Genomic DNA, 9,954 nt, shown 5'->3' on the forward strand with positions numbered 1-9,954 from the left:
CTGGATCGCCTCTCCGGCCGCGACGCCGCCCCCGCGGCTGACCCGGGGCTTGTCGCCTCCGGAGGCGCGGGGGCAGAAGGGGGCGGGCCGTGGCGGGAATGGGCATGGATATCGGCATCGACAGCTTCGTGGCGACCATCCCCGATCCCCGGACCGGGCACCGCGTCTCGCCGACCGATCGCATGGCGGCGCTGCTGGCGGAGGTGGAGACGGCGGATCGCGTCGGCCTCGACGTCTTCGGGATCGGGGAGCATCACCGGCCGGAATTCCTGGACTCCGCCCCCGCCATCATCCTGGCCGCAGCCGCCGCCCGCACCCGGCGCATCCGCCTGACCAGCGCCGTGACGGTGCTGAGCGCCGCGGACCCGGTGCGCGTGCTGCAGGAATTCGCGACGCTCGACCTGATCGCCCGCGGGCGGGCCGAGATCGTGGTCGGCCGCGGTTCCTTCGGCGAGGCCTATCCGCTGTTCGGCTTCTCCATGGCCGATTACGACGCGCTGTTCGTCGAGAAGCTCGACCTTCTGCTGAAGCTGCGGGACGAGGAGAGCGTGACCTGGCAGGGCCGGTTCCGCCCGCCGCTGCAGGACCAGCGCGTCTTCCCCCGGCCGCACCAGGCGCGGCTCCCGATCTGGGTCGGCGTCGGCGGCACGCCGCAATCCTTCGCCCGCGCCGGGGTCATGGGCCTGCCGCTGATGGTCGCGATCATCGGTGGCAGCTTCGACCGGTTCCGGCCGCTGGTGGATCTCTACCGGGAAGCCGGGCGACGGGCCGGGCATGCGCCATCGGCGCTGCGCGTCGGCGTCCACGCCATGGGCTTCGTGGGGGATAGCGATGCCGCGGCGCGCGACGCCTTCTTCCCGGGCTGGGCCCATATGTTCACCGAGATCGGCCGGGAACGCGGCTGGCCGCCGCCGACGCGCGCGCAATTCGATGCCATGTGCGGCCCGGGCGGCGCCTTCCTGATCGGCGATCCGCACACCGTCGCCCGCAAGCTCCGCGCGGCGGATGAGGCACTGGGCGGCATCGCGCGCGTCACCTTCCAGATGAGCTCCGCGATGCTGGAGACGGCGGCGATGCAGCGTTCGATCGAGCTGCTGGGCACCGCCGTCGCACCCATGATCCGGGCCAGGGCCGCCTGAAGGCGGCCGCCGGCGTCAATCCGCGAACTGCCCCGCTTCCACGATCAGCGGGCGCAGGCGGGCGATCTCGCTCGCCAGGAAGGCCGCGTGGTGCGCCGGCGTCGCCTCCGCGTCCGAGGCCACGGTGGTCAGCGTCTCCGCGAAGCGCTGCTTCAGGCGTTCGTCGCGAAGCGCCACGCGGATGGCCTGGGCCAGGCGGTTCTGGATCTCCGGCGGCGTGCCGGCCGCGGCATAGAGGCCGTGCCAGGCGGACATGATGAGATCGACGCCCTGTTCCCGCGCGGTCGGCACATCGAAGCCCGGGATGCGCTCCGGCAGCGTGACGGCATAGGCCTTGATGCGCCCATCGCGGGCGAAGGGCGCGGCGACGGTCGCCTGCTCGCAGGAGATGTCGAGGCGGCCGGCCATCATCTCCGTCATCGCCGGGGCGCTGCCGCGGAAGACTATGGTGGTGGCGCTGCGGCCGGCGGCGTGCTGCATCAGCATGCCGCAGAGCTGGTTCGACCCGCCCAGGCCGGAATGGCCGAGGTTCAGCCGGTCCCCCTGCTCCCGCAGCACGGCGAGGTAGCTGGCCAGGTCCCGCGCCGGGAAATCGGGGCGGGAGACGATGGCCATGCCGGTGTGGGACACCACGCCGAGCGGCGCGAAGCCACGCTCGATGCTGAAGGGCAATTGCCGGTAGAGCGTCGCGGCGGCGGCCAGGCCGATATGGTGGATCATCAGCGTATGGCCATCGGGGCGGGACTGCGCCACGCGCGCCGCGGCGATGGTGCCGCCCGCGCCGGTGACGTTCTCCGCCGCCACGGGCTGGCCGAGTTCCCGCGACATGCCGTCCGCCAGCAGGCGGGCGATCATGTCGGTCGGCCCGCCCGCCGCGAAGGGAATGGCAATGGTCAGCGGGCGGTTGGGGAAGGCCTGCCCGAAGGCCTGGCTGCCGATGAAAGGCACGGCAAGCGCGCCGATCAGCAGCGTGCGACGGTTGATCCGCAAGGCTTCCTCCCTGAGTGGGGCCGTGAGGCGGCCCTCTGCGGGGGGAGTGTCGCATGCGGGGGCGCGGCGGCGTCAATCCTCGAAGAAGGGGGTTTCCTCCGCCGGCCCGCCGCGCAGGCGGATGTCGAAGCGGAAGACGCGGCTGCTGCCCTCCATCCCCTCCGGCACCGCCACCAGGCGGGGGCGGAGCGGCGGCGGCACCAGCGCCATCACGGGGTCGGCGTCATGCGCGGCTTCGTGATCCGGGAAGAAGACCGTGGTCTGGGCGCGGCGCATCAGCCCGGCGCCCATGACGGCCAGGTTGATGTGGGGCGCGCGGGGGCCGGCGGGGTCGGCATAGCCGCCCGGCATGACGGTGCGGAATTCGTAGCGCCCCTCGGCATCCGTCCAGGCGCGGCCCCAGCCCAGGAAATGCGGATCCGCCTGGTCCCGACCCGGGTCGAGCGGATGGTCGAAATGCCCGCCGGCATCGGCCTGCCAGGCCTCCAGGATCATGTTGAGGCAGGGGACCGCATCCTCCCGCCGCACCTGGCCGCGGAGGATGATGACCTCCCCCTTCGCGGCGCCGGCCGCGCCTTCCTCCGTCACCGTCAGGTCGTTGTCCTGGGCGCGGAAGAAGGTGCGGGGGAAGAAGGGGCCGATGGTGTGTTCGGAACTGGGCGCGGCCATCACGGCGCCTCCGGCGTGGCGTGGCGGCCGCGCAGCACGATGTCGAAGGTGAAGCCGAGATAGAGGTCCCCGACCTCCGCCGGTGGCCGGTCCTTCGCGATCAGGCGCTGGCGCGCGGCCTCGTCCGGCACGGATTGCAGGATGCGGTCGATCGCGTTCAGCGGGTCCCCGGCGAAATACATCTGCGTGACGAGGCGGGAGAGGGAGGAGGGGCCGAGCACGGAGAAGTGCACATGCGGCGGGCGCCACCAGGTTTCCTTCACCGGGACGGGATAGGCGCCGGGCTTGATGGTGAAGAAGGCGTAGCGGCCTTCGTCATCCGTGCGGACGCGGCCATTGCCGACGAAGTTGGGGTCGAGCGGCGCGGCGCGCTGGTCGATCGGGTTGAAGTAGCGGCCGGAGGCATTGGCCTGCCAGAGTTCGACGACGGCGCCGCGGACCGGGCGCCCATCCTCGTCCAGCACCTGGCCGGCAAGGTGCATGAGCTGGCCGATGGCGGGGCGCCCGGGGATGGGCTCGGCCAGATTCGCCTCCCCGCACGGCAGCTTGCGGTGCAGCCGCAGCGGGCCCGTCGCTTCCGTGCGCGTGGCGGGGCGGCGGATCAGGGGCTGGGAGGGGGTGTGCGTCCAGGTATTGGGATAGCCCGCGATGGGGACGTCCGGCTGGATGCCCGGCGGCCAGGGATCGAAGCGATCCGGCACGGTCTCGTGGTTCATGCTCTTGCCTCCCGCGCCCGGGTCAGCGGGCGCGGGGGCAGCGTGGCCCGGGGCGGGGCTACCCGTCAACGTTATGTTGCATAATAATCAGCCGGTGGGCGTGCGGAACATCGGCAGCCCGCGGACATCCGCCACGCGGTTCATCATGGCGGTTGGCGGGCCCTGGTAGTAGTTGCGGCGGCTGACGGCGTGGCCGGTGATGCGGTGCATGGCGATGGCGGATTCCGCGGCCTTCACCAGCAGCCCGTAGCTGTGCAGCAGCGGCACGCCCGCGATGGTGAAGACGCCGCGCGCGGCCAGCAGCGCGGCGGTGGAGCCCGTCAGGAACAGCACCTCCGCCCCCGCATCGACCGCGCGCTGCCCGGCGGCCTCCACCGCCGCGACATAGGCCAGCGCCTCATCCTCCCGCGTGAACATCGCGTTGTTGCCGGGGGAATGGCCCGTGTTCTCGATGGAGGCGAGGCGGCTGGCCAGGCCGTATCCCGTCACGATCTCCCGGTACCGCGACACCATCTTCGGGTGCTGCACCAGCATGCCGAAGCGCTCCCCCATGGTGCAGGCGGTGAAGCACAGCACCTCCATGAAGGAGATGACGGGGATGTCGAGCAGTTCGCGGAGTTCCACCAGGCCGGTGTCGAGCGAATTGGCGATGACGAAGGCGTCGTAGCCGCCATCGCGGCGGAGCTTGAGCGCCGTCTCCACGAATTCCCGCACATCGTAGTGCCAGATGGAGCGGTACTGGTCGCCGAGCGCGCCATGCGGCGTGCCATGCACCTCCACCGTCGTGCCGGGCGCGGCCACGGCATCGCAGAGCGTCTTCGTCGTGGAGAGGAAGTTCGACATCGCCGTCTCCGAGGAGATCAGCTGGTACCAGATCTTCATGCGCGCAGTGCCTCAGTTGAAGGAAAGGCCGGTGGCCTCGACGAGCTTCGTCACATCGGCGATCCGCGCCCCGATGAAGCTGCGGAAGGCGTCCGGCGTGGTGGGGGTGGGGGTGGCGCCGAGCCCGCGCAGCCGCGCGGCCAGGTCCGCATCCTGCACCACCGCCGCGCAGGCCTCCGCCAGGCGTCGCACGATCTCCGGCGGCGTGCGCGCGGGGGCGAGAAGGCCCATGTAGCTGGAGGAGACGTAGCCGGGCACGCCGGCCTCCGCGATGGTCGGCAGCTGCGGCAGCAGGTCGGATCGCTGCGGCGTGCCGACGGCGAGTGCCTTGATGTGGCCGAGCCCGATCGCCTCCATCACCGGGGGCAGGTTCTCGAACAGCAGCTGGATGCGGCCGGCGCGGAGGTCGAGCAGCGATTGCGCGGTGCCGCGATAGGGGACATGGGTGATGCGGACGCCAGCCAGGGCGCAGAACATCTCGCCCGAGAGATGGGCCACGGAGCCCGGCCCGGCGGAGCCGAAATTCAGGTCGCCGGGCGCGGCGCGCGCCGCGGCCAGCAGCTCCGCCACGGAATTCACGGGAAGATCCTTGTTGGCGACGAGGACGATGGGGCTGTCCGTCAGCTGCGCCACCGCCGCCAGGTCGCGCAGCGGGTGGTAGCGGATGCCCGCCTGCATGACGGGATTCACCGCGATGGAGCCCGGCGTGCCGCAGAGCAGCGTGTGGCCATCGGGCGGCGCGTTCACCACCTGCATGGCGCCGATGGTGCCGCCGGCGCCGGCGACATTGTCCACCACCACCTGCTGCCCGAAGCGGTTGGAAAGCCCCTGCGCCACCAGGCGCATCATCACATCCGTGCCGCCGCCCGGCGTGAAGGGGACGATGACGCGGATGGGGCGGCTCGGCCAGCTTTCCTGCGCCAGGGCAGGGGTGGCGAGCAGCGCGGCAAGGCCGGCGCGGCGCGTCAGCATCATGGGGTGCTTCCTCCTGTCAGGCCGGGCACGGTCGGATAGACCGCGCCATAGTGCTTCCGGATTTCCGCGATCTGGTCCTCGCCCGGTGGCGCATAGGCCAGGCGCTTGGAGGTGAAGCGGCCGCCCATCAGGCGGTTCATGCGCACCGCCATCTCCCCCATCTTGATGAGGCTGGTGATGCCGTTGAGGATCGGCGCGCCGCGCCCTGCGTCATGGATACCGGCATCGGCCAGCAGCGCCATGGCGACGCCGCCGGCGGGGATGACGACCTCCGCGCCCCGCTCCACCGTCTCCGCCGCCGCCTGCTGGAATTGCGCCAGGATGCGCGCGCGGGCTTCGGGATCCGTGAACCCTTCCTTCAGGTCCAGGATGCGGTCCATCTGCATGCGCGCCGTGCCGGCAAGCCGCCCGCGCAGGCCGGCGCGGTCCACATTCTCCAGGATGCGCGCGGTGAACTTCTCGTTGAGCGTGACGAGGGAGAAGCTGGCGCCCATGATGCTGGCGAGGTGCAGCGCCGTCTCGCAGAGGCCGAGCACCGGGATATCAGCGATCTCCCGGCATTCGCGGAGCCCCGGATCGGCGATGTTGCCGATCAGGAAGGCGTCGTAGCCCTGCTCCATCGCCGTGACGACGTTCCGCATCACCTCCCCGCTCTCCAGGTATTCGAGGTAGCGGTACTGGTCGGCGACGCCGCCGACCTGGGTGATGCCGTGGACCGTGACCTCGGTCCCGGGGTCCTTCACGCCGTCGATGATGCGGCGGAGCACGGGGTGGTAGTGCCCCCAGGCCGCGCTGCGCGACATGGATTGGTACCAGAGCTTCATCGGCGCGAAGCCCCGCGCGTGACCTGGCCCATCCGGCCGCTTCCTTCCCCTGCCGGGGCTCAGGCGGCCTCGGCTTCCGGGTATTCAACAGGAAGCGGCGGGCGGGCGGTAGTCCATATGTTCCGGATCGCGGGATTTCGTGATGCGGATCAGTCGAGCAGTTCGGGCGGCGCCTCGCGGTCGGTCTCGTAGAGTTCGAGGGGCGGCACGGCGCCGGGCTTCCACTCCGGGTCATCCCAGGCGGCCATCTTGCCGGGGTTGAGCAGCCCCTTCGGGTCCGCCTGGCGCTTGAAGTCGAGCTGCGCCTGGTCCACCAGCTTCATGCCGCCTTCCTCCAGCAGGAAGGTGTGCGGGTTGAAGATGGGGCTGCCGGCTTCCTCGTGCATCCGCATGATCTCGTCGAGGCGCTCCTCCGTCGTGAAGCGGACGATCTGCAGGCCGATGGCGCAGACCTGGCCGGCGAAGCGGACGAGCTCGACATGGAAAAGGACTTCGTCGCCGAAGCGCTTCTCCAGCTGCTCGATCAGGGACAGGTGATCGGGCGCGGGGAAGAGGGATTGCAGGTAGGTGATGGATTTGTCGGTCTTCAGCACCTGCAGCGTGGTGTGGTTCCAGGAATGCTCGTAGCAGGGCACGGCGGCGTCTTCCGTGCGCTCCCGGTGGATCTCCTGCCCGGCGTGATCAGCCACTAATGCATCGAGCCGCGCTAGATCGGGCGCGGCGACCATGAGGCAGGCGACGGCCATGCCGGCCGGCACCTTCGCGCCCCAGTAGCGGAACCTGTCCTGCGGCAGCGGCGCGGGGACGATGCAGGCGAGCTTCTTCGTGATGTCGTCGCGCCGCGCCAGCGCATCGCCGAAGCGGCAGGCGGCCGACAGGGTCGGAAAGGCGACGACGACATCGATCCATTCATGCGCGGGGGCGAGGGGCATCTCCAGCGCCGTGATGATGCCGTTGGTGCCATAGGCGTGGTTGGCCTGCTGGATCTCTGGCCCGCGGAGTTCCAGCACGCGCGGCTCGGCCTCCATCGTCATGACGCGAAGGCCGAGGATGTTGCCCGGCGCGCGCAGCCCGCCCCAGGTGATGCTGCCGACGCCGCCGGAGCCCCCCGCGATGAAGCCGCCCAGCGTCGCGGTGCGCAGCGTGGAGGGATGGATGCGCAACTCACCACCCACCGCGCGCCGGGTCTGCGCATCGAGGTCGATGAGGCGGATGCCGGCCTCGGCGCGCACCATCCCGGGCTCGGCATGCAGCACGCGGTTGAGGCCGAGCAGGTCGAGCACGATGCCGCCGCGCAGCGGCATGGCCTGGCCGTAATTGCCGGTGCCGCCGCCGCGCGGCGTCACGGGCACGTCATGCGCATAGGCCGCGGCGAGGATCGCGCGCAGCTCCGCCTCGTCCCGCGGCGCGACCACGGCCTCCCCGGTGACGCGGTTCAGCTGGCGCTTCAGCACGGGGGAGTACCAGAAGAAGTCACGCGACTTCTGGCGGACCAGCGCCGGATCCGTGGTCCAGTCGAGCCCGGGCAGGGCGTTCATCACCGCCGTCACAGTGCCGGTCATGCCTCGTCTTCCCTGAGCCAGGCCGCGACATCGAAGGCGGCGAGTTGCGTGAACAGTTGAGCGAGCCGTTCCGCCGCGTGGTCCAGCAGCGCCTGGCCCATCGCGGGCGTCGCCGCGGCGGCGTTGCCGACGGCGCCGACGGGATGGAGGTCCTGCGCCTGCCACGCCGGCGGCATGGCGCGCAGCCCGGGCGGCAGCGCCATGAGGCGGCTGGTGAAGTCGCGCGCCGATTCCATCCGGACGGAGGCGGGGGCGAGGGCGAGCATCAGCGCCGTCTCGTCCCGCCCGGCATGGATGCCGAAGGCGGCCTCGATGGGGTCGTGCAGCGCGGCCGGGCGGCCATGGCGCGGCCAGGCGGTGTTGAGGACCAGGATGCGGTGCGCGAGGCGGATGCGGAAGGCCGCCGTTTCCAGCACCGGGATGTTGCCGCCATGGCTGTTGATGATGACCAGGCGATCCATCCCGGCCCGCGCCACGCTCGCGCCGATATCGGCGACCAGCGCCAGCAGCGTCTCGGCCGAGAGGGTCAGCGATCCGGGATAGCGCAGATGCTCGGCGGCCAGCGCGACCTTGACGGTCGGCAGGACCAGCAGCGGGACGCTGTCGGGCAGGCGCGCGAGTGTCGCGTCCACGACGCCCTCGCCGATCACGGTGTCCACCGACAGCGGCAGATGCGGCCCGTGCTGTTCGGTGCTGGCGACCGGCAGCAGCGCGATGGTGTGGCGCGGCAACTCGCGGAAGGCCGGCCAGGGAAGGTCCTGCCAGAGGCGCGTGACGGTCATGCCGGCCGGGGCGTGGCGCTCATGCGCCCGGGGTTATCGAAGCGGGGCAGGGCGCGCAAGCGGGCAGGTCAGCCCTCGGGCGTGGCGAGCACATGCGCGACCAGCGCATTGGCGTGCCCATGCCCCATCCCGTGCTCGGCCTTCAGCATCGCGACCAGTTCCATATGCCGTGCCGGCAAATGCCGGCGCACCAGCGCCTGCCATTCGGCGATGGGCTTGCCGTACTTCTTCTCGATGGAGGGGAAGTAGGACGCCGGGCCCTTGAGGGGTTGGTCGGCCATGGCGCTCTCGGCTCCTGGTGCTGCGGCGGGCTGATGCTCGGCCGTGGCGTCGCGGTCCGCAAGCGGCACCGCGATGCGCCGTTGGACAGGCACCGGCCGGCCGTGAAACTCTGCGCGACCGCCGCTTCCCAGGATGCCTCATGCCGACAATGCCCGCCCCCGTCACCCGCCGTGCGCTGATCGGCGCCGGCGCCGGCCTTCTGGCGGCGCGCGGCGCCACCGCGCAGCGCGCCTGGCCCAGCCGCCCGATCCGCTTCATCGTCATGACGCCGCCGGGGCCGGGCAGCGACCAGATGGCCCGCGCGCTGGCCGGCCACTACCAGACGACCCTCGGCCAGCCGGTGGTGGTGGAGAACCGGCCCGGCGCGGGCGGCGCCATCACGGCGCAGGCGGTCGCGACCGCCACCGATGGGCATACCATCGGCCTGGTCTTCGGCGGGCCGACGACGACGGCGCGGCTGCTGAACCCGGGCCTGCCCTATGATCCCGCCACGGCCTTCTCCGCCGTGACTCTGCTGACGCGCTCCCCCTTCGTGCTGACGGTGCACCCGTCCTTTCCGGCGAAGACATGGGCGGAGTTCGTCGCCGTGCTGCGCGCCAATCCCGGCAGGTACCGCTACGCCTCGATCGGGCCGGGCACGACGACGCACCTGGCGATGGAGGAGACGAAGCAGCGCCTCGGCCTCGATATCGAGCACGTGCCCTATCGCGGCTTCGCCCCCGCGACGCTCGACCTGCTGGCGGGACGGGTGGAGGTGATGTTCCACTCCCCCTTCAGCGCGCTGCAGCACATCCGCGCCGGCGCGCTGACGGCGCTGGTGCAGACCGGCGACCGCCGCGTGGCCCAGATGCCGGATGTGCCGACGCTGGCCGAGGCCGGGCTGCCGGACAGCGCCTTCTTCGGCTGGACCGGCATCATCGCGCCCGCCAGCTTCCCGCCCGCCATCGCCGAACGCCTGGCGACGCTGACGCGCGAGGCGATGGCGAAGGACCCCGCGGCGCGGGGCGGCATGGAGGAGACGGGCGCGGAGATCGTCGGCTCCACGCCCGCGGAGCTGGCGGCGCTGCAGCAGCGGGAGACGACGCGCTGGGGCGCCGTCATCACGCGGCTCGGGCTGACCGTGACGGACTGAC

Annotated in this window: 11 protein-coding genes; 2 read left to right on the forward strand and 9 right to left on the reverse strand. The window is 71.5% G+C overall.

Annotation, left to right across the window (positions count from 1 at the left end):
- The first annotated feature begins 104 nt into the window (after positions 1 to 104).
- On the forward strand, positions 105 to 1,139 hold the full coding sequence (locus JJI54_RS15955) for an Atu2307/SP_0267 family LLM class monooxygenase (RefSeq protein WP_203074015.1): 1,035 nt from the start codon (positions 105 to 107) through the stop codon (positions 1,137 to 1,139).
- Between the two features lie 15 nt (positions 1,140 to 1,154).
- Here the strand turns inward: JJI54_RS15955 and JJI54_RS15960 are convergent, their stop codons facing one another.
- From JJI54_RS15960 to JJI54_RS16000, 9 genes are all read right to left on the reverse strand, one after another.
- Entirely contained in the window at positions 1,155 to 2,129 is a 975-nt protein-coding gene (locus tag JJI54_RS15960; RefSeq protein WP_203074016.1) for a Bug family tripartite tricarboxylate transporter substrate binding protein, read from the reverse strand.
- Positions 2,130 to 2,201: 72 nt separating this feature from the next.
- Positions 2,202 to 2,798, reverse strand: coding sequence for a protocatechuate 3,4-dioxygenase subunit alpha (pcaG, locus tag JJI54_RS15965; protein ID WP_203074017.1), 597 nt, complete (start codon positions 2,796 to 2,798; stop codon positions 2,202 to 2,204).
- Entirely contained in the window at positions 2,798 to 3,514 is a 717-nt protein-coding gene (locus JJI54_RS15970) for a dioxygenase family protein (protein ID WP_203074018.1), read from the reverse strand. Before JJI54_RS15970 ends, pcaG begins: the two co-directional genes overlap by 1 nt.
- A gap of 87 nt (positions 3,515 to 3,601) precedes the next feature.
- Entirely contained in the window at positions 3,602 to 4,396 is a 795-nt protein-coding gene (locus JJI54_RS15975) for an aspartate/glutamate racemase family protein (RefSeq protein WP_203074019.1), read from the reverse strand.
- Between the two features lie 12 nt (positions 4,397 to 4,408).
- The gene (locus JJI54_RS15980) at positions 4,409 to 5,371 is read right to left on the reverse strand and encodes a Bug family tripartite tricarboxylate transporter substrate binding protein (RefSeq protein WP_203074020.1); all 963 of its coding nucleotides are present in this window, start codon (positions 5,369 to 5,371) and stop codon (positions 4,409 to 4,411) included.
- Complete coding sequence (locus JJI54_RS15985) at positions 5,368 to 6,195, reverse strand: aspartate/glutamate racemase family protein (protein WP_203074021.1); 828 nt, start codon at positions 6,193 to 6,195, stop codon at positions 5,368 to 5,370. Before JJI54_RS15985 ends, JJI54_RS15980 begins: the two co-directional genes overlap by 4 nt.
- A gap of 149 nt (positions 6,196 to 6,344) precedes the next feature.
- A complete protein-coding gene (locus JJI54_RS15990; RefSeq protein ID WP_226381821.1) occupies positions 6,345 to 7,757 on the reverse strand; it encodes an FAD-binding oxidoreductase in 1,413 nt (470 codons plus the stop codon).
- Positions 7,754 to 8,539, reverse strand: coding sequence for a creatininase family protein (locus tag JJI54_RS15995; protein WP_203074022.1), 786 nt, complete (start codon positions 8,537 to 8,539; stop codon positions 7,754 to 7,756). The genes JJI54_RS15990 and JJI54_RS15995 overlap by 4 nt, the downstream gene beginning before the upstream one ends.
- Before the next feature lie 68 nt (positions 8,540 to 8,607).
- Complete coding sequence (locus JJI54_RS16000; protein ID WP_203074023.1) at positions 8,608 to 8,820, reverse strand: DUF4287 domain-containing protein; 213 nt, start codon at positions 8,818 to 8,820, stop codon at positions 8,608 to 8,610.
- 140 nt (positions 8,821 to 8,960) lie between these two features.
- Here JJI54_RS16000 and JJI54_RS16005 point away from each other — a divergent pair, with 140 nt between their 5' ends.
- The gene (locus tag JJI54_RS16005) at positions 8,961 to 9,953 is read left to right on the forward strand and encodes a Bug family tripartite tricarboxylate transporter substrate binding protein (RefSeq protein ID WP_203074024.1); all 993 of its coding nucleotides are present in this window, start codon (positions 8,961 to 8,963) and stop codon (positions 9,951 to 9,953) included.
- Position 9,954: the final 1 nt, after the last annotated feature.

The organism is Falsiroseomonas ponticola (assembly GCF_016805305.1).
GTDB classification, from domain to species: domain Bacteria; phylum Pseudomonadota; class Alphaproteobacteria; order Acetobacterales; family Acetobacteraceae; genus Falsiroseomonas; species Falsiroseomonas ponticola.

Bases quoted from the DNA above. Each gene is read 5' to 3' on its own strand.
- JJI54_RS15955 (WP_203074015.1), top strand. From the start codon at position 105: ATGGATATCGGCATCGACAGCTTCGTGGCGACCATCCCCGATCCCCGG.
- pcaG (WP_203074017.1), bottom strand. From the start codon at position 2,798: ATGGCCGCGCCCAGTTCCGAACACACCATCGGCCCCTTCTTCCCCCGC.
- JJI54_RS15970 (WP_203074018.1), bottom strand. From the start codon at position 3,514: ATGAACCACGAGACCGTGCCGGATCGCTTCGATCCCTGGCCGCCGGGC.
- JJI54_RS15975 (WP_203074019.1), bottom strand. From the start codon at position 4,396: ATGAAGATCTGGTACCAGCTGATCTCCTCGGAGACGGCGATGTCGAAC.
- JJI54_RS15980 (WP_203074020.1), bottom strand. From the start codon at position 5,371: ATGATGCTGACGCGCCGCGCCGGCCTTGCCGCGCTGCTCGCCACCCCT.
- JJI54_RS15985 (WP_203074021.1), bottom strand. From the start codon at position 6,195: ATGAAGCTCTGGTACCAATCCATGTCGCGCAGCGCGGCCTGGGGGCAC.
- JJI54_RS15990 (WP_226381821.1), bottom strand. From the start codon at position 7,757: ATGACCGGCACTGTGACGGCGGTGATGAACGCCCTGCCCGGGCTCGAC.
- JJI54_RS15995 (WP_203074022.1), bottom strand. From the start codon at position 8,539: ATGACCGTCACGCGCCTCTGGCAGGACCTTCCCTGGCCGGCCTTCCGC.
- JJI54_RS16000 (WP_203074023.1), bottom strand. From the start codon at position 8,820: ATGGCCGACCAACCCCTCAAGGGCCCGGCGTCCTACTTCCCCTCCATC.
- JJI54_RS16005 (WP_203074024.1), top strand. From the start codon at position 8,961: ATGCCGACAATGCCCGCCCCCGTCACCCGCCGTGCGCTGATCGGCGCC.